Source organism: Streptomyces sp. NPDC058653, from assembly GCF_042716895.1.
Taxonomy (GTDB): Bacteria; Actinomycetota; Actinomycetes; order Streptomycetales; family Streptomycetaceae; genus Streptomyces.
Map to the genome: position 1 here is coordinate 75,823 of NZ_JBHXRM010000001.1, position 17,876 is coordinate 93,698.

Consider the following 17,876-nt stretch of genomic DNA (forward strand, 5'->3'; position numbering starts at 1 on the left):
ACGTCCCCGACTCACGGGCCCGTATGGATATGCGCAGCCCACAGATGCGGCGCCTGCGCGTAGCGGTCGCGCAGGGACCTGACCGGACGGTGCAGGGCCTCGGCCGGGTCGATGGGGCGGCCCCGGGCGATGTCCCGCGCGAGCGAGGCGTAGAACTCCTCGGTCAGGCGTGTCGCCAGTTCGTCGGAGACGGTCCACAAGGTGCCGATCACATGCGGATACCCGGCCAGTTGGAAGGACGACATCAGATGGACCGCCTCGTCGGGAAGATTGATGCCGCCCCGGGACGTGGAGCAGGCGGACAGCATGGCGAGTTCCGGGCTGCCCAGGCGCTGGGCGGCGGCGTCGGACGCGGTGAGCCGGCCGTCGTGGAGGATCAGACCGCTCTGTGACGGGCTGAGCAGTTCGCTGACGCCATGGCAACTGAAGTGGACCCAGGAGTGGGCGGCGAGCGCCTGGACGACCGCGTCCACGGTGGCGTCGGTCCCGGCCAGGAGCCGTCGGGCGGGGAACAGTTCGGCGAGCAGCTCGGCCTCGCGCGAAGCTCCGGGCAGCGGCTCGGCCCCGGGGGTTTCGGGGAGGGCCACGACCAGGGGTGAAGGGCGCGCGGGCGCACCGGAGCCGATCCCGTCGCGTGCCCGGACCAGGGCGCGGAGGGTCGGCGTGTACGAGGAGACGGCACGGTCGATGACCCAGGTGCCGGAGTCCGCCGCGCCGGCTCCTGCCGCGTGCAGCGGCAGGAACGACAGCAGGCCGGTGGGGCACCACCAGAGTCGGGGCCAGGAGGCTCCGTCGTGCGGTACGGCGTCCAGGCCGAGCCGGTCGAGCACCGGCGCGGCCACCGTGTCCCACAGCCAGCTCAGCGTCCGCGAAAGCGTACGCATCGCGGCGACCGCGTTGTCCAGGCCGTTTCCGCCGTACGCCGCGTCGATCGCGTCGATGAACTCCGCCGCCCGCGACAGGACGGCGTCCGGGGTGAGACCGGGCAGGGGGACCACGTCGATTCCGGCGTCGACGGTGACGACAAGGGCGTCGCAGCGGTATTCGCTGACGTTGACCACCACGACCGGTCCTTCGGCAGCGGCGGCGGTGCCCAGCTCCGGTACGGAGGGCGGGCGCAGGAAGTCGTCGAGTCCGGGCAACTGACGCATCTCGGTGAGCAGTTGGGACCAGCGTTGGGACAGAGCGTGCCGGGCCTCGGCGATCAGACCCGCCTGACGGTCGTCCAGGGGCGGGACGGCCAGGCCGCCCGGCGCGGTGCGCAGGGCGACGGGGAGTTGGGGCGGGGCGCTCAACTGGTCACGGATCCGCTCGAATTCGGCCGCCATGGTCGGGGCGAGGTCCCGCAGTTGCGACACGTCCTCCCGGTTCTCCAGGCCCTGGGCGAGCAGTACTCCTCTGCCCTGTTCGAGCAAGGCGAGGGCGCGGCCGGCGACGCCCTCGTTGAGCGCCAGGGCCGCGGCGTCGCTCGCCAGGCCCTCGCTGACGCTCAGCCGTGCCTCCTGATCGGCTCGCGCGAGGCTGCGCGGGGCGATGGTGGACAGCAGGCCGACGGCGTACGCGTACCCGTCGAGGGCCTCCGCGTGGTTACCTGCCCGCGCCGATGCCTTGCCCCAGACCCGTGCGGCCACGATCCGGTTCTGGCCGTGGGCGACCGGATCGTGCGCGCAGGCACGGGCGTCGCGGGCCACCTCCCCGAAGTCGATCCGTTCGCCGAGCGCGGCACGGTTCATCTGCACCTGGGCCAGCATCAGCTGAGCGCGGCTGTGGTCGGGATGGCCTTCGGGCATGCCCGCGAGCGATTCCAGGGTGACCGTGACGGCTCGGTGCAGCGCGTTCCGGGCCGCAGCACCTTCGGTCTCCCGTGCCAGGTGCGCGGCGATGGAGCAGGCGGTCGACAGGTGCAGGAGAGCTGCGGACCGCGAAGGATGGTGCTCGCCGAGCCCGGCGACCAACTCTTCGAGGACCCGGCGGGCTTCAGCGGCGGCGTGCGGGTCCTCGTCCCACACGGCACGGCTGATCAGCAGGAGACCCAGGTTCATGGCCGCCGCGTCCGTGCCCAGACGGTCGCCGTGCTCCATGTCCATCGACTCGCGCAGGAGCGCCTCCGCCTCGTCGGCCGCGGACGTGTCCCCGACGATCTCGCACCAGCGGCGCAGCGCTTCCGCGAGGTTGCTCAGGTGCATGGAACGTTCCATGGCCGTCGGCGGGCTCTCCCGCACCGCGCGGCGCAGCACCGTCACACCTTCGGCCAGCCAGACACGGTTGCCGGTGACCGACGAGCGGTTCATCAGGGCGCCGCCCAGATTCGTGAGCGCCATGCCGAGGCGTGCCTTGGGCACACGGGCCACGGCCTCGCGCAGCGTGCCGATGGCGGTGTCCATGAGTGTCTCGTCGCGGTCGTCGACGGCCCGGTACCACTCGGCGTTGCCCAAGCACATGAGGATGATGCCGTGCAGGTCGAACGTGGGCTGTTCGGCGGCCAGGGCGGCACGGAACAGCCGCATGGCCTCGTCGCTCTGCTGTTCGTCGGATGTGTGGCGGTAGTGGTCGGCCAGGGTGTTGGCGAGGTTGAGCAGAGTCACGGCGGTCGGTTGTCCCGCCGAGATGGCCAGCGCCTCCCGATGGCATCGGACGGCCTCCTCCAGCGACGCGGGGTCGCCGGTGAAACGGGCGAGGGTACGCAGGGTGTCGCCGAGGGAGCTGAGGCAGGAGGCCCGGCCGGGGGTGGCGTCGTCGGCACCGGCCACGGCGTCACGCAGTACGCCGACGCCCTCCCTCAGCAGTTCGGGGTCCGAGCGGAACTCGCCAAGAGCCAGCAGGGATTCGCCCAGGGAGCCGAGCCGTTGCACGCGGAAGTGGTCCCGCGCCGAGGTCATGGCGGCGGCTTCCCGGTGGCTGGCGACCGCGTCGGCGAAGAACTCGACACGGCCGGTGCGCAGGCCGAGTTTGGCCAGGACGGTGCCGAGGCGCGACCGGCAGGCGGCGCCCGCGCTGGTGCGGGTGTCCGGGAGGTTCGACATCACCTTGCGCAGGAGGCGTGCCGCTTCCCGGTACAGGTCGAGCGCTTCCTCGTAACTGTCGACGCCGCTCACCCCGCTCATGGAGTCGGCGCGGTTCACCAGGACTCCCGCGTACTCCGAGTCGAAGTCCCAGCGCGACGGGTCGCCGGGCGGAAGCAGGTCGATCGCCCGGAGCATCTCGTCGGCGCCCCGCCGCCAGGCATCGTCGTCCGCGCCGGCGCGTCCGGCCACTGCCGAGCCGAGTTTGAAACGCGCGGTGGCCTCGAAGTCGTCGCTGGGAGGCGGCAGTGCGAGGCACTTGCGGAAGCAGTCGGCGGCCTCGTCCGCGTCGGCGCCCGTGTCCATCAGGCAGCGCCCGAGCGCCAGAAGTACCCGGGCGCGCTCCGTGGTGCGGGCCGGCAGGTCTTCCGCGAGGCTGCGGAGCAGCGTGATCGCCTCGTGAAGTTCCCCCGGATCGTCGGAGGTTGAGGCGGCCCGCAGGGCGGCGCGCCTTCGCAGCAGATCGGCGAGCCTGGTGCCGTGGTTCACGCGTCGGCGCAGGTCGTCGGTGAGGACGGAGGTCATCTCCATGCCCCGGCGGGCGTGTGCGACGGCGCCGTCCAGGTCGGCGATGACGCCCGTCGCCGAGTGCCGCGCGCCCAGCACACTGGCGTGGACGAAGTGCGCCTGGGCGAGCATCGGATGGCCGGGCGGCGCGCCTTCCAGGGCGTCGCGGCTGGTTGTGTACGCGTCTTCGAACGCGTCCGGGTTGCCGGTACGCACCGCGCGCCCTCCCAGCATCAGGGCGAGGTTGGTGAGATACAGCGTGCGTTCGACGGCGTTGGGGGCCAGGTCGGCAGCTCTGCGGCCGGTGGCGATGCCCTCCTCGTACTGTTCGTCGTCGTTGCCGCTCTCCAGGGTCCTCAGGATCAGGGCCACGCCCAGGTCGGACAGGAACGAGGGCCGCTGGGACATGACGACGTCCGGCTCCGAGAGAACCGCGCGCAGCAGCGCGATGCCCTCGGAGAGCAGTGCCGGTTCCGCCAGTTCCTTGGCCGCGTGGCACAGGGCCGAACCGAGAGTGGCGGTGTGCTGCGCGCGGATCGGGTTGTTCCATGTGCTCAGCTCCACCGACCGCCGCAGTTCGGCGACGGCCTCCCGCATCGCTTCTCTGTTCGCGCTCGCGTCGGACCAGTGTCTGAGCGTGTATCCCAAGTTGCCGTGTCTGCGGGCCTGTTCGTCCCGATCCCCTGGTGCGCAGACGACGGCGGCACGGCCGATGTCGACGGCTTCCGAGATCGTGTGGCGTCCCGCGCCCTCCTGGAACCTGTAGAGGAGGACAATCCCGAGGTCCGACAGGCAGAGGCCCCGTTCGAGGCTGCCCTCACCGAAACCGGCGACGGCGTGCCGCAGCAGGGCCTCGGCCATGGGCAGGGCCCCGGGATGCCGGCTCCGCTGGAACATCAGCGCCACTCCGACGCCCCCGTCGTACGCGAAACCGGGTTCCGTCCCGGCTCCGTCGGGCGCGCCGGACAGAGTGGCGAACAACTGGCCCAGCCCGTCGGGCACTTGGGCGGGATCCTGCTCATGGATCTCGGCGAGCCAAAGCAGCGCGGCACCGAGCGCCGCCCGGTCGGCCTCGCCTCCGGCGAGATAGCGGTACCAGTCGAGGTGGCCGAGAGCCAGTACCCCGAGGGCCCATGTGTTTCCGTCGGGCAGGACGACGCCATCGCGTACCTCGGCGGCCGCCTCCAGGGCTCCTGGCCCGAGGAACCACTCCAGGGTGGCGGGCTCGGCTTCCGCGCGCTCGGACTGCCGAAGGATGCGGCGCGCGGCGTTCACCGCCCGCGCCGTGGGTCCCCCCGGACCGTGACCGTTCCCGCGTAACTCCACACGCGCTCCCCCCCCGTGGGACGAATGCCGTCAGCAGGATCAACGTACCGATCTCGGCGGGGACTTGAGCGAGGAATGCGCCCTCGCCCGCCACGGCGGCAGAACGCGTCGTGCGCGCGGTCCGCCGGGCACGGCTACCGGGCGTCGGCCACACCCGGGCGTTGTCGGCCCGAAGGGTCAGGGCCGCCGACTTCAGGCGGGGCACCGCGAGGCCGAAGGCGTGGCATCGGTCGACCGGGCTACCGAGGACGTTTGGGATCGTCGCTTTCCCAGGGACAGACGAAGAGGTCGGGTGCGAACCCATCCCTCGTCCCGCGCCTGGACATCAGGCTCGCTCCGCGCGGGGCGGACGTCCACGAATGCGCGGTGATCCGGCCGCGATGCCGGAACCTCCGCGACCAGCAGTCGCAGGTTCACATCATGTTGTCCCGACTTGTGAGAGTCACCAGGACTCCGGCGTCGGCGAACCAGCTCAGTCCGGCGTGACCGCCTTGTCCGGGTGGGTCGCGGCGGGCAGGGTGAAGACGAGGCGGGCGCCCGGTGTGTGGTGGGGGTCGAGGGTGATGGTGCCGTTGTGGTATTCGACGATCTTCTTGCAGAGTGCCAGGCCGATGCCGTTGCCCGTGTACTGCTCGCGGGTGTGCAGGCGCTGGAAGACGACGAAGACGCGGTCGGCGAACTCCGCCGGAATACCGATGCCGTTGTCTTCGACGGCGAACTCCCAGGCGTCGTCGGTCTGCCGGGCGCTGATGTGGATGCGCGGGGTGCGTTCGGCGGAGCGGAACTTCACCGCGTTGGCGATCAGGTTCTGGAACAGCATGCCGAGCTGGGTGCGGTCGCCCTCCACGCTGGGCAGGGGGTCGTGGGTGAGGAGCGCCCCGGACTCCTCGATGCTCTGGCTCAGCGAGTACAGCGTGCGCTCCAGTACGTCTTCCAGTTCCACGGTGGCGTGGTCCGCGAGGAGGCGGCCGACACGGGAGAACGCGAGCAGGTCGCTGATCAGGCCCTGCATACGGTTGGCGCCGTCCACGGCGAAGTCGATGTACTGGCGTGCGCGGTCGTCGAGCTGCGCGGAGTAGCGGCGTTCCAGGAGCTGGCAGAAGCTGGCGACCTTGCGCAGCGGTTCCTGGAGGTCGTGGGAGGCGACGTAGGCGAACTGTTCGAGTTCCGCGTTGGAGCGGCTCAGTTCGGCCGCTGTGGCGTCCCGATGGAGCAGTTCGGCGGCGAGGCGGGCGCGCATGCCCTCTACGTCCGCCGCCAGCAGCCGCAGGTCCGCGGGGCCGGATCCGGTGACGGGGTGGTCGAAGTCCCCCGCCGCGACGGTACGTACGTCGGCGGAGAGGCGGTCGAGATGGTCGGTGACGCCGCGGCGCAGGGCGAGGACGACGGAGCCGGCGAGGCCCAGGATCACCAGGGCGATCGCGGTGAAGGTCCAGTTCCGCAGTGCGCGGGCGTCGAGCAGATCCGCACGCGCGGACGCCCGGTCGTCCTCGAGGTGCCGCTGCTGGTCGGAGACCGCCGTACGGAGAGAGTCGAAGAGTCCCCTCCCCTCCTCCGCCCGTGCCTGAGCGAGTGCGGCGGGAGCCGGGGACGCGGCGACGGGTTCGGCGATACGGGACTGCCAGCGCTCCGCGAGCCGCTGTATCTCGGCCAGGTCCCGCCGGCTCTCCCTGTCGGTCAGTCTGCCCAGCTGCTGTTCGGCGGCCTTCTGGCGCGCCAGCCCGGTGCGGTACGGCTCAAGGAACTCGGTGCGCCCGGTCATCCCGTAACCGCGGATGCCGGTCTCCTGGTCGACAAGCGCGCCTTCGAGCCGTACGGAGGCGATCAGGGCCGGTGACGAGCGGTCGATGAGCCGGTTGTTGATGGCCGTCGACCGCGCGAGGATCCACGAGCCGCCGGCGATCAGCGCGACCAGCAGCACCAGCGCAACCGCCGTGCCCGCCGCCACCCACCTCCGGGTGGTCCACCGGGAGATGGACACTGTCGGAACACGGCCGGACGGCCCGGACGAGTCCGGGTGTTCGCTGCCCACGAAGCGCTCTCCTCAGGGTTTCCGGCCCGGACGGCTCCGAGCCCGGGGAGTGTACCGTTGTCCGACAACAACAGTTGTCGCGGGTGGCTGGGGGCCTAGAGTGCGTGGCATGACCAGCGATGTCACTGCCTCGGCCGAGGAACGGGAACTGTCCGAACTCGCGGAGGAAGCGGTGACCGAACTGGTACGGCGCATGGTCGGCCAGCTGCCCAGATCCCCTGCGGCGGACGGCCGGCAGGACATCGCGCCACCGGGGCAGTCGGACGCTGCGGAACCGGCCGCCGGCAATCCGCTCGATCATCTTCGTGCCCTGGCCCACCTCAGCCGCGCCGTGACCCGGTGCGCCCAGCAGGAGGCAGCGGCGGCGGCCCGCGCGGGGGCCGGTTACCCCCAACTCGGGGCCGCCTGGGGAATCAGCCGGCAGGGCGCACGTCAGCGCTGGCCCGGTCTCGTCTTCACCGCCCGCCCCACTTCACGCCCACTGCCCAACACCGAGCACAGGAGCCCCACCGTGAACGCCTTCCCCGCCGAAAGGCCCTACAACGTGCTCTTGGTCGAGGACGACCTCGCCGACGCCGTCCTGATCGAGGACGCGCTCGTCGAGCGGGGCATGGCACGCAGTATCGCGCGGTGCCCCGACGGCCTCGCGGCCCTGGAGTATCTGCGCGACACCGGCAACGGCCGCCCCGACCTGATCATTCTCGATCTGAACATGCCGCGCATGAACGGCAGGGAACTGCTCGCGGCTCTGAAGAACGACGCCGACCTGGGCAGCATCCCCGTCGTCGTACTCACCACCTCGACCGCGCCGGACGACATCGCGGACGCGTACCGCCAGCACGCCAACGCGTACGTCGCCAAGCCGATCAACCTCCCCCAGTTCATCGAGGCCGTACAGGGCATCGACACCTTCTTCCTCGACACCGCGACCCGCCTGCCGCGCCCCTGAATCGCTGTTTCCGATCCTCGGGGTGCGGACGAGGCGGTTTATCCCGAGTGCGGGGCCCGCTGGGTGGCCGCCTTCCCGGATCTCCGGCCGGTTTCCCTCTCACTCCGTCACGGGCAGGCACTCGGTGAGCAGGTCGATGACGTCGTGCCAGGCGCGCCGCGCGTGCTGTGGGTGGTAGCCGACACCGGGGACCGTGCGGTGGTCGACCGGCGGGTGGTGGAAGGCGTGCAAGGCGCCGCCGTAGACCACGAGGCGCCAGTCGACGCCCGCGGCCTGCATCTCGGCGGTGAACGCGTCCCGTTGCGTGGGCGACATGATCGGGTCCTCCGATCCGACCCCGGCCCACACGGGGCAGCGGATACGTTCCGTGTCGCCCGGTCGGCCCGTGGTCAATCCGTTGACCGTGCCGATCGCGCGTAGGTCGACGCCGTCGCGCCCGAGTTCCAGAGCGATGGCGCCGCCGGTGCCGTAGCCGACGGCTGCGATCCGGTCGGGGTCGGTCCGCGGTTCGGCGCGCAGCACGTCGAGCGCCGCGTGGCCGATGCCCCGCATCCGCTCGGGGGCGGCGAGCAGCGGTAGGCAACGGGCCAGCATCTCGTCCGGGGCGCCCAGATAGCGCCCGCCGTGGATGTCGAAGGCCAGGGCCACGTATCCCCGTTCGGCGAGCGCGTCGGCTCGGCGGCGCTCGACATCGCTGAGCCCCGGGCCTTCTGGTCCGAGCAGCACCGCGGGCCGGCGGTCGACGCCCGCCGGGAGCGCGAGGTGCCCGATCATCGTCAGGCCGTCGGCCGGGTACTCGACCGTGCGCGTTGTCATCGTCGTCATGAGACTGGACCGTAGTGATCGTCGAGCCCGGTCGGGCCGGTGTTCTGCCGCCGGCAGAACGGTGCGGGAGGGCCTCTGAGACGCGGCGACGGCTCACGAGGTCCGTCACGAACGTGACGGAGCCCGGGAGCATGTCCAGCTCCCGGGCTCCAGCTTGCCACCCATTTGCGCACACCGACGGCGTTTAAGAGCCGCGGGTCATGTTGAGATCGACGTGTTCTGCCTTTGAACTACAGCGCCACGAGAGAGGCGCCGGGGGGACTTGAACCCCCATCCGTCGATGTTCGCCCACGCTCGGTCGATCCGGTGTTCGGCGGCGAATACTGAGACTGGAGCGAGAATCTGAGTTTCATGGGGCCGCCTCTGCCAGGCTTGGGCCACCCCCGCATGTGGTGCGGGGAGAGGGATTCGAACCCCCAACTGACACCCCTTCATCAGCTTCAACATCAGTTTCAGCTTGCGCTCATCGCGCACCCTCCGCTCGCGACGGAGGGCGAATGTGGGGGCTACCTGAAGAGGTAGCCGAATACCGCGTCGCCGACCCGCTGGTCGGTGACCTCGGTGTTGTTCGCCTCCTCGCGGGCGAACTTGACGGCCTGCTGGAGCTTCTCGACGCGGTCGAGGAGCTCGTTGACCCGTCGGGCGGGCAGCGCGCCGGAGAACTTCACGGTGGTCCAGTAACCGACCGGGAGGTCCTCGTAGTACACCTCGACCTGCGCCGGGTGCTTCTCCGTGGCCTCGGCCTTCACATGGTTGCGCGGAACCTTCTTCGTACGGATGGTCCGCACCGGGTCCGTCTTCCACGAGTCCGTCGAGGGGTCCAGGCTCCACGACTCGGAGGCGTCGAGCACCGGCAGCTTGCGCACGAAGGTGTGCAGGTCGGTGAGTTGCTTCTCCAGGAACAGCAGGTACGGGACGGGCACCTGGGGCAGCAGCACCGTACCGTCGACCACCACGTCCGCGACCGCGGACCGGTTCGCCCAGTCCTTCGTCGCGGTCACGTCGAAGAGCCGCGTCAGCGTCCCGGCGGTCGTCCGCAGAGCGTCCTCGGCCTTGATCTGCACCCGCGTGGACTCGGGCGGCAGCTGCTCGCCCTCCTCGTCCTTGGGCTGGTAGGTCCGGGAGATACCGGCCAGCAGGGCCGGCTTCTGTACGTCCTGGTGGGCCTGGGTGAGTTCCTGGAGGGCCTTGGACTTGACGCCCTTTTCGACTGCGATGATCTGATTCAGCTTCGGCACACCGCGAACTTAACAACCCTGCGCCGCACGCACATCCGATTAAATCCCTGGCCCCTCCCTCCTGCCCGACGTACCTCGCTGGTCCGGCAACGGGATCGAGGCACCGTACCGGCCGCCGCGACACGGTGAACCTTCCCGGTCACAGCACTAGCGGCGGGCCAGCAGCACCCCGAGCGTGCGCGCCGCCGATGTGAGCGTGGGGTGGGTCTCGACGGTGAAACCGGCCTCGTCGAGCCATTCGGCCATCTGGCTCGGGCGGCGACGGCGGACGTACGACTCCGGCCAACTCCCGCCGTCCGCCTGCGGGTCGGGCGGTGACGGGTCGCCGACATGAAAACCCACCAACAGCAGACCGCCGGGCCGCAGCACCCGGCGGAAGCCGGCGAGGACCGCGCCGATCGCCTCGTCGGGGACGTGAATGATCGAGTACCAGGCGATCAGCGCGGCCAACGCACCATCGGCCAGGTCGAGTTGGGTCATCGATCCCACCTCGAACCGCACACCGGGGTGCTCGTGCCGCGCCACCTCGATCATCCGGGGCGACAGATCGATACCGAAGGCGTCCACACCGAGGTTCCTCAGATGGGCGGTGATCCTCCCGGGCCCGCACCCCACGTCCGCGACGGGCCCGCCGCCCCCCGCCCGGACCAACTCGGCGAACAGCGCCATCACGTCTTGTTCGGGGGGCAGTTCGGCCAGGAGGTTCCGTGTCTCCTCCGCGTAGTCGGCGGCGTCGGCATCGTAGGACGCCCGGGTGTCCGCCAACCACTGCCCGGTCTCCGGGCCTATCCGTCCGGTACTCACACCGGCAGGCTAACCCAGCAGCCGGTCACCGCGACCGGCCCGGCACGCGCTGCCTCATCCGTGGTCAGCCGATCGCGTCGAGTTCCACCTCGACCAGCCACTCGGGGTCGATGAAGCGGGAGACCTCCACGACGGTGCACGCGGGCCGGATGTCGGCGAACCGTTCACCGTGCGCACGGGCCGCCTCCCTCCATCGCGTGACGTCGGTCAGCAGGAGACGGGTCCGTACGACGTCGCCCATCCCGGCCCCCGCCTCCCGCAGTGCCCGCTCGGCGATGTCGAGGCACCGTACGGTCTGCGCGTAGACATCACCGGGCCCGACGGTGGAGCCGTCGTCCCCGATCGGAGCCGTACCGGCGACGACAACGTACGACCCGACCCGCACCGCCCGCGAGAACCCGATCTCCGGCTCCAACGGGGAGCCGGAGCCGACCAGTTGTCGTTCGTTCGCCATACTGCTCCCTCTGTCGGTCCCACCCGGCGTCCACGTGGCCGAGCCGTCGATTCCTGCCGATGGCGGTCGTGTTCGCAGGGTGGTGGATCTGGTGGATTGTTCGGAGCTTGTCCACGCCACAGCACTCTCATCCAGCCGAACGAATCCCTCAGGCTCAACGGCTCAACGGCTCAACGGTGGATGATCAGCCACGTCGCGACCGCCGTCACGTCCTCCGACCGGTTGCCGATGATGTGCGGCCGGTGGCAGGGGTACGTGATCGAGTCACCCGCGGCGAGGGTCACGATCTCCGTGTCCGTGTCCGCCCCGAACTCGATGGTGAGTTCGCCCCGCGTGACCGTCCCCACCTCGTAGCCGTCGTGCTTCAGGAACTGACCGTGTGCGTTGGAGATCGCGCCCGGTGGATAGACCGACTCGAAGAACTCGACGTCCGACGTCGGCGCGGGCGACAGCCTGCGGAAGGTGACGCCGCCGTCGAGCAGGATCGGGTCGACCTCCCACGACCGGCGGATCGCGAACCCCCGCTCCTCGACCGGGGCTTGCGGCTCGTCCGTGTCGAACACCGCGGCCAGCGGTACGCCGAGCGCCGAGACGTACGCGATCAGCCGGCTCACCGACGGGCGCATCGCCCCCAGTTCGATCTGCGACACCGCGCTCGCGGAGATTCCGAGTTCACGTGCCAGCGCGCGCAGTGACTTCCCCGAGCGGAGGCGGAGTTCGCGGAGCCGTAGCCCCAGGCGCTCGGAGCTGATCGCGTCCACCGTCGTGCCCGGCCCGGGCCCCGGCTCCGACGTCGGCCCCGCCCCCGACTCCCTGTCCATCAATTGCGACACATCCTTTACACGGCCGAAAAACAACGAGAGGTGTCAAGTGCTAGCTTGACGCACCCTGTCAAGGAATGACTTTACAGCGCTCCCGGAGGCATTCATGGCCGAGAACACCGCGGCGCCGAGCGTCACACCACCCACCCCGCCCACCACACCCGCCACCTCCACCGAAGCCACCGACACGCGCTACGACCCCAGTCTCACCAACGACGACCTCGCCCCCGTCAAGAAGCAGTCCTGGAGCTCGTACAACATCCTGGCCTTCTGGATGTCCGACGTGCACAGCATCGGCGGATACGTCACCGCGGGCAGCCTCTTCGCGCTCGGACTCGCCAGCTGGCAGGTGCTGTTCGCGCTGATCGTCGGCATCCTCATCGTGAACGTCTTCTGCAACCTCGTCGCGAAGCCCAGCCAGGTCACCGGAGTGCCGTACCCCGTGATCAACCGCGCCGTCTTCGGCGTCGCCGGTGCCAACATCCCGGCCGTCATCCGGGGGCTCATCGCCATCGCCTGGTACGGCGTGCAGACCTACCTCGCCTCGCAGTCGCTGCTCATCATCTTCCTGAAATTCTGGCCGGGTTCAGCCTCCCTCAACGACTCGACGTTCCTGGGGCTCTCCCCGCTCGGCTACCTCTGTTACGCGATCCTCTGGGTCGCCCAGGCCGCCGTCTTCTGGCGCGGTATGGAGTCCATCCGCCGCTTCATCGACTGGGCCGGACCGGCCGTCTACGTCGTCATGATCGTGCTCGCCGTCTACCTGGTCGGCAAGGCCGGCTGGTCGAACATCGGCTTCAACCTCTCCGAGGGGGAGAGCCTGGGCTTCGGCGCCTCGATCCCGGTGATGCTCAGCGCGATCGCGCTCGTCGTCTCGTACTTCTCCGGCCCGATGCTCAACTTCGGGGACTTCGCCCGCTACGGGAAGTCGTTCGACGCCGTCAAGAAGGGCAACTTCCTCGGCCTCCCCGTCAACTTCCTCTTCTTCTCCCTCCTGACCGTGATCACCGCCTCGGCCACCGTGCCCGTCTTCGGGGAGCTGATCACCGACCCGATCCACACCGTGGAGCGTATCGACACGGCGTTCGCGATCCTCCTCGGCGGGCTGACGTTCGTCATCGCGACGATCGGCATCAACATCGTCGCCAACTTCATCTCGCCGGCCTTCGACTTCTCCAACGTGAGCCCGCAGAAGATCAGTTGGCGGGCCGGCGGCATGATCGCGGCGGTCGGGTCCGTACTGCTCACGCCGTGGAACTGGTACAGCGACCCGGAGGCCATCCACTACACCCTCGGGCTGCTCGGCGCGCTCATCGGGCCGCTGTTCGGCATCCTGATCGCCGGCTACTACGTGATAAGCCGTCAGCACGTCGTCGTGGACGACCTGTTCACCCGGTCGACGACCGGCCGCTACTGGTTCCGTAAGGGCTACAACCCCAACGCCGTCTGGGCGACGGCCCTCAGCGGGATTCCGGCGGTCGCGTCCGTCCTCGTTCCGAAGATGCTGCTCGACCTCGAACTCACCACCAGGGACCTGACCGAGATCTCCGACTACAGCTGGTTCATCGGCTGCGGCCTCGGCTTCCTGGCTTTCGTCGTGCTGGAGCGGCGATCCCCGCGGATCGTGGTCGAGCGATGACCCGTATCCGCGTGATCAACCCCAACACCAGCCGGGGCATGACCGAGAGCATCGGGCGCTGCGCCCGTACGGCCGCGGCCCCGTCGACCGTCGTCACCACGGTCAACCCGGCCATGGGACCGGAGTCCATCGAGAGCCACTACGACGAGGCACTGGCCGTCCCCGGCCTGCTCAGGGAGATCGCCGCGGGTGAAACGGCGGAAGGGGCGGACGCCGCGGACGGATACGTCATCGCCTGCTTCGGCGATCCGGGGCTCGACGCCGCCCGTGAGCTGGCGACCGGACCGGTGGTCGGGATCGCCGAAGCGGCGATGCACATGGCTGTCCTGGTCGGCCGGAGCTTCAGCGTCGTCACCACGCTGCCCCGGACCACCGGACGCACCTGGGACCTGGCGCGACGCTACGGCTTCGCCGACGCCTGTCGTGGCGTGCACGCCTGCGACATCCCCGTACTCGACCTGGACGACCCGGGCCCGGCCACTCTGCGGACGGTGACCGAGGCGTGCACGGCGGCCGTGAACGAGGACGGGTGCGACGTCGTCGTACTCGGCTGCGCGGGCATGGCCCCCCTCGCCCCCATGCTCGCCCGCCGGACCGGCGCGCAGGTGATCGACGGCGTCGGCGCGGCGGTGAAACTGGTCGAGTCGCTGGTGTCACTGGGCCTGCGAACAAGCAAACGCGGCGAGTACGCGCCACCGCCGCCGAAGAAGTACAGGGGCCTGCTGGGCGAGTTCAGCGTCTGACGTATCGTCAGGGTTCGCCGCAGGCTCCCGGGCCTTCTCCTTTATCGGTTTGATTTCATAGTCGCCCGTACTTCATCTTTTGGGGGGAGACGTCCTCTGCGCCGACTCCCCGGCCCGGGTGCTGAATTGCTTGGACCGTCGCTCGACGCCTGTGATCCACTTGGGCCATGAGTCTGTCGGTGGAAGTGTTCGTCGTCGGTGCGGACGGCAAGAGACAGATCTTGGACATTCCGGAGGGATGCTCTGATCTGGCCGGATTCGAGCGTTGGCGAACCACTGTGTGGGGCTCGGAGGTGGTTCGTTCACTGGGAGCCCAGTTCTTTCCGGTCCTGGCAGAGGCCGACTTGTACGTTGAGGCGGGCCAGGTGCCGGAGTTCCGCCGCGAGTGTGCCTTGCTCCGCGAGAACCTTGAGGAGATCGTCGCCGGTGGTTCCCCTGTGAGGACGGCCGAGGAGCTCAGGCGCCAGATCTCTGAGAGGTTGGCGAACATCGAGGATGCCGCCACGCGTGCGCAGGGGATGGGCGCGGGCGTCCTCATCTGGTGAGGTGCCTGGGTTTTCGCAGCTAGCCGGGTTCGGTCGGCACCGTGTCCAGGACGGGGCCGGCGATGTGCCTGTTCGGATGGTGCCGGCGTCAGTGCTTGGCGAACCGGCGCAGGGCGTCGAGTACACGCGGCGCGAGCGTGGTCGGGTGGTCGGCGTCGTGCAGCAGATGGTCCACTCCGGGCAGGATCACTCGGCCCGGTCCACCGGCATGCGCGTGGCGCAGGGCGGTCGTCAGGGCGTTCGTTGTGACACATGGGACCTGGGCGTCGTTCGTGCCGCATGTCAGCAGCACCTTGGTTCCCGGCCTGAGCGCGGCGGCGGCGTCCGGTGGATGGACGGCGTCGTCGCTTTCCACGAACCGGGCGTTGGGGCCTTGGAATGCCTCGAAGAGGGCGGCGATCGTGGGGGGCAGGTCGGTGGTCTCGACCGGTCGGCTTTCGCGCAGGGAGACGACGGCTGCGTCGATGGCCGCGTTGACGGCGCGTTCCTGTCCCGGTGTGAACTGGCCCTGCCGGGTCGCTTCGGCCATCTGGGCCTTGAGTTGGAGCGCGACCAGGTCCAGCATGCGGATGGCCTGCGGTTGCAGAAGCGCCAGGCCGGTCGGACGAGGGCGGACGGTGCCGCCCAGCAGCAGTCCCGTCATCGCGCCCTCGCTGTGTCCGACGACGAGCAGTGCGCGCGGGTCGGTCTCCGGCTGATCGCGCAGGGACTCGTAGGCGGCTCGCGCCTGGCGGACGAATGCCGGGTAGTCGAGTTCTTCCGGGTGGTCCCGGTAGGCGCCGAGTCCGGTGCGGCCGGTGCCGTACTTGTCGAACCGCAGCGTGGCGATTCCGTCCCCGTCGAGCGCGTCGGCCACCTGTGCCAGGGTGTCCGGTGCTGTCCCGGGCGGTTGGTTGCCGTCGCGGTCGGTGGGTCCGCTGCCGGGCAGCAGCAGCGCCGCCGGCAGCCGTTGCCCGGCACGGTGTTCGGGAACGTGCAGGGTGCCGTACGCGGTCGTACCGTCGGCCGTGAAGACGACATCGCGGTCGGCGGCAGGGACGAGACCGGGCGTTGCCTCGGCCGGGGTGACGGTGACGACGGCCAGTGCCATCAAAGACGCTGCCAAGTGGCGGAACATGGGGCTACCTCCCTTCGGGCGAGGTCTTCAGACGAGGGCGTTCTCGACCAGGGCAACAGTCGCGCGGGGGTCGTCGACCTGGAGGACCAGGCGTGCGTACTCCTCGTCGGCTAGTTCGATCACGACCGCCTTCGACGGGTCCTTGACGTGCCAGAAGACCTTCTCACCGTCCTGGTGGAAGGTGCCCGCGGTGATCAGACCGGGTACGCGGGAGCCCGGCGCGCGGATTCCCTTGGATTCGGCGGCGATACCGGGGTCGGCGGTCGCGCCACGGACGTTGGCCAGCGGGATGGTCAGACCGCTCTTGAAGGCCCAGAGCTTGTCGAGACCCTCGATCACGACAACGAGGTTGTCGCCGTCGATACGTATCAGTGCCATGCCGGGTTCCCTTTTCAGGTGAGAGGGCCGAGGCGCTGGGTCAGCGCGGTGGCGGCGTTTTCGGGGTTGCCGCGCAGGAGGATGCCCAGCGCGGCGGCGGTGAGGGCGGCGGCCAGGTCGGCGGGAACGCCGAGTGCGTCGGCGATCGCCTGGTCGACGGCGGCCAACGCGGCCGTCACCTCGGAGGCGACCTCGGCGTCGACCGGCGCGCGTTCGACCGCCGCGAGCAGAAGCAGGCCGAGGTCGGCCGACGTGACGAGCCGCAGCGCGGCTTCGGCGTCCGACGCGTCGGCGAGTGCGTCGAGCAAAGGGCGGACGTCGTCGGCGAGGTGGCGGCACAGAGCGATCAGATAGAGGCCGCGCTTGCTGCCGAACGTCTTGTACAGGCTGTTGCGGTGCACGCCGAGGTGGCTGACGAGGTCGTCAACGGACACCCCGTCGTACGCGCGTCCCCCGAACAGCTCTACGGCGGCACGCACCGCTTGGTCTTCGTCGAACGCTCTTGGCCTGCCCATGGCCACCACAGTAGAGAGTTGAGGAACGATCAGTCAAGAACGATCGTTCCTCAATCACCGATCCCCCTTCTGCGGTGGTTCGGTGGTGCGGCAGTGGCGGTGAATCAGCTTCGCGTGATCGGGAAGGCGGTGCTCCGGGCCAGGGTCGGCTTCTTGGGAAAGGTGTGTTGGGTGTGCGGATCTCCGGACGTCGGGCGAGTCATCCAGGGTCGCCGCGGCATCACGATCAGCCGCGGCCCTCGAACGCCCCGGCACAGTGGCCCCCGCCCTGCGGAGCAGCTGTTCCGCGTTCTCAGCGCGTCGGGGTCGCCGGGCTCTCCGTCGTGCGGGTGCGACTCTTTCTGATTTCGTCGTGGTGGTCGGTGGCCCAGCCGATCAGCCGCATGACGATCTCGTGCAGGCCACGGCCGAGCGGAGCGAGCTCGTACTCCACGCGCGGTGGCACCTCGGCGTAGGCGGTCCGCGTGATCAGGCCGTCCTCATGGAGTTGGCGCAGAGTGCGGGTGAGCATCCGCTGGGAGATGCCGGGGATCTGGCGCTGTAGGTCGGTGTAGCGCAGTGGTCCGTCCTGAAGGACGGCGATGATCAGCATGCTCCACTTGTCGCCGACCCGGTCCAGTACCTGCCGGATGAAGGCCATCTGATCGGCGGGGATCGTCGCGCACGGCCCGATCGCGGCCGCCATCTCCATGTCCGCGCGGTCCTGCATGGCGCCCATTCCTCTCCGTCGCGCACACCGGTGTGCCTTTTGTGACGCCTTCCATACTGGCGCATCATGGCGTTACGAACAAAAGAGAGGAATTGGAGGTCAGGCCGGTAAGGGAGAGATCTGGGCGAGATCACCCGCCCCTGGCGCGGGCTCGGCGGCCATCGCGTGGACCGGGCCGTGAAGCTGTCGGAACGGTCGAGCACAGCGACCAG

15 protein-coding genes are annotated in these 17,876 nt (G+C 69.7%); 4 read left to right on the forward strand and 11 right to left on the reverse strand.

What is annotated here, in order from left to right; translation table 11 throughout:
* Positions 1 to 11 precede the first annotated feature (11 nt).
* Positions 12 to 4,844: a CHAT domain-containing protein gene (locus ACFWU9_RS00320; RefSeq protein ID WP_384313336.1), complete on the reverse strand. Its 4,833-nt coding sequence runs from the start codon at positions 4,842 to 4,844 to the stop codon at positions 12 to 14.
* 523 nt (positions 4,845 to 5,367) lie between these two features.
* A complete protein-coding gene (locus ACFWU9_RS00325; RefSeq protein ID WP_384313338.1) occupies positions 5,368 to 6,876 on the reverse strand; it encodes an ATP-binding protein in 1,509 nt (502 codons plus the stop codon).
* 160 nt (positions 6,877 to 7,036) lie between these two features.
* Between ACFWU9_RS00325 and ACFWU9_RS00330 the strand changes: the two genes are divergently transcribed.
* A complete protein-coding gene (locus tag ACFWU9_RS00330) occupies positions 7,037 to 7,876 on the forward strand; it encodes a response regulator (RefSeq protein ID WP_384313340.1) in 840 nt (279 codons plus the stop codon).
* A 99-nt stretch (positions 7,877 to 7,975) separates the two neighbouring features.
* On the opposite strand, the gene ACFWU9_RS00335 is transcribed toward ACFWU9_RS00330, so the two are convergent.
* The 5 genes from ACFWU9_RS00335 to ACFWU9_RS00355 form a co-directional block, all read right to left on the reverse strand.
* Positions 7,976 to 8,701, reverse strand: a complete 726-nt coding sequence (locus ACFWU9_RS00335) for a dienelactone hydrolase family protein (RefSeq protein WP_384313342.1) — start codon at positions 8,699 to 8,701, stop codon at positions 7,976 to 7,978.
* Positions 8,702 to 9,207: 506 nt separating this feature from the next.
* A complete protein-coding gene (locus tag ACFWU9_RS00340; RefSeq protein WP_384313344.1) occupies positions 9,208 to 9,939 on the reverse strand; it encodes a hypothetical protein in 732 nt (243 codons plus the stop codon).
* Between the two features lie 147 nt (positions 9,940 to 10,086).
* The gene (locus ACFWU9_RS00345; protein ID WP_384313346.1) at positions 10,087 to 10,743 is read right to left on the reverse strand and encodes a class I SAM-dependent methyltransferase; all 657 of its coding nucleotides are present in this window, start codon (positions 10,741 to 10,743) and stop codon (positions 10,087 to 10,089) included.
* A gap of 64 nt (positions 10,744 to 10,807) precedes the next feature.
* On the reverse strand, positions 10,808 to 11,197 hold the full coding sequence (locus tag ACFWU9_RS00350) for a RidA family protein (RefSeq protein WP_384313347.1): 390 nt from the start codon (positions 11,195 to 11,197) through the stop codon (positions 10,808 to 10,810).
* A 170-nt stretch (positions 11,198 to 11,367) separates the two neighbouring features.
* The gene (locus ACFWU9_RS00355) at positions 11,368 to 12,018 is read right to left on the reverse strand and encodes a helix-turn-helix domain-containing protein (RefSeq protein ID WP_384313349.1); all 651 of its coding nucleotides are present in this window, start codon (positions 12,016 to 12,018) and stop codon (positions 11,368 to 11,370) included.
* A 106-nt stretch (positions 12,019 to 12,124) separates the two neighbouring features.
* Between ACFWU9_RS00355 and ACFWU9_RS00360 the strand changes: the two genes are divergently transcribed.
* The 3 genes from ACFWU9_RS00360 to ACFWU9_RS00370 all read left to right on the forward strand — a co-directional run bounded on the left by ACFWU9_RS00360 (position 12,125) and on the right by ACFWU9_RS00370 (position 14,945).
* Positions 12,125 to 13,657 carry an NCS1 family nucleobase:cation symporter-1 gene (locus ACFWU9_RS00360; protein WP_384313351.1) on the forward strand — a complete coding sequence of 511 codons (1,533 nt, stop codon included), beginning with the start codon at positions 12,125 to 12,127 and terminating at the stop codon, positions 13,655 to 13,657.
* The gene (locus ACFWU9_RS00365; RefSeq protein ID WP_384313352.1) at positions 13,654 to 14,400 is read left to right on the forward strand and encodes an aspartate/glutamate racemase family protein; all 747 of its coding nucleotides are present in this window, start codon (positions 13,654 to 13,656) and stop codon (positions 14,398 to 14,400) included. Before ACFWU9_RS00360 ends, ACFWU9_RS00365 begins: the two co-directional genes overlap by 4 nt.
* A gap of 167 nt (positions 14,401 to 14,567) precedes the next feature.
* Positions 14,568 to 14,945 (forward strand): hypothetical protein, encoded by a 378-nt coding sequence (locus ACFWU9_RS00370; RefSeq protein ID WP_384313354.1) that lies wholly within the window; start codon positions 14,568 to 14,570, stop codon positions 14,943 to 14,945.
* Between the two features lie 88 nt (positions 14,946 to 15,033).
* On the opposite strand, the gene ACFWU9_RS00375 is transcribed toward ACFWU9_RS00370, so the two are convergent.
* The 4 genes from ACFWU9_RS00375 to ACFWU9_RS00390 all read right to left on the reverse strand — a co-directional run bounded on the left by ACFWU9_RS00375 (position 15,034) and on the right by ACFWU9_RS00390 (position 17,664).
* Positions 15,034 to 16,062 carry an alpha/beta hydrolase family protein gene (locus ACFWU9_RS00375; protein WP_384313356.1) on the reverse strand — a complete coding sequence of 343 codons (1,029 nt, stop codon included), beginning with the start codon at positions 16,060 to 16,062 and terminating at the stop codon, positions 15,034 to 15,036.
* Positions 16,063 to 16,089: 27 nt separating this feature from the next.
* A complete protein-coding gene (locus tag ACFWU9_RS00380) occupies positions 16,090 to 16,440 on the reverse strand; it encodes a hypothetical protein (RefSeq protein WP_384313358.1) in 351 nt (116 codons plus the stop codon).
* Between the two features lie 14 nt (positions 16,441 to 16,454).
* Positions 16,455 to 16,955: a TetR/AcrR family transcriptional regulator gene (locus ACFWU9_RS00385; protein ID WP_384313360.1), complete on the reverse strand. Its 501-nt coding sequence runs from the start codon at positions 16,953 to 16,955 to the stop codon at positions 16,455 to 16,457.
* Positions 16,956 to 17,247: 292 nt separating this feature from the next.
* The gene (locus ACFWU9_RS00390; protein WP_384313361.1) at positions 17,248 to 17,664 is read right to left on the reverse strand and encodes a winged helix-turn-helix transcriptional regulator; all 417 of its coding nucleotides are present in this window, start codon (positions 17,662 to 17,664) and stop codon (positions 17,248 to 17,250) included.
* Positions 17,665 to 17,876 lie beyond the last annotated feature (212 nt).

Coding starts and splice junctions, on each gene's coding strand:
- ACFWU9_RS00330 (WP_384313340.1), top strand. CDS start 7,037: ATGACCAGCGATGTCACTGCCTCGGCCGAGGAACGGGAACTGTCCGAA.
- ACFWU9_RS00335 (WP_384313342.1), bottom strand. CDS start 8,701: ATGACGACGATGACAACGCGCACGGTCGAGTACCCGGCCGACGGCCTG.
- ACFWU9_RS00350 (WP_384313347.1), bottom strand. CDS start 11,197: ATGGCGAACGAACGACAACTGGTCGGCTCCGGCTCCCCGTTGGAGCCG.
- ACFWU9_RS00355 (WP_384313349.1), bottom strand. CDS start 12,018: ATGGACAGGGAGTCGGGGGCGGGGCCGACGTCGGAGCCGGGGCCCGGG.
- ACFWU9_RS00360 (WP_384313351.1), top strand. CDS start 12,125: ATGGCCGAGAACACCGCGGCGCCGAGCGTCACACCACCCACCCCGCCC.
- ACFWU9_RS00365 (WP_384313352.1), top strand. CDS start 13,654: ATGACCCGTATCCGCGTGATCAACCCCAACACCAGCCGGGGCATGACC.
- ACFWU9_RS00370 (WP_384313354.1), top strand. CDS start 14,568: ATGAGTCTGTCGGTGGAAGTGTTCGTCGTCGGTGCGGACGGCAAGAGA.
- ACFWU9_RS00375 (WP_384313356.1), bottom strand. CDS start 16,062: ATGTTCCGCCACTTGGCAGCGTCTTTGATGGCACTGGCCGTCGTCACC.
- ACFWU9_RS00380 (WP_384313358.1), bottom strand. CDS start 16,440: ATGGCACTGATACGTATCGACGGCGACAACCTCGTTGTCGTGATCGAG.
- ACFWU9_RS00385 (WP_384313360.1), bottom strand. CDS start 16,955: ATGGGCAGGCCAAGAGCGTTCGACGAAGACCAAGCGGTGCGTGCCGCC.
- ACFWU9_RS00390 (WP_384313361.1), bottom strand. CDS start 17,664: ATGCAGGACCGCGCGGACATGGAGATGGCGGCCGCGATCGGGCCGTGC.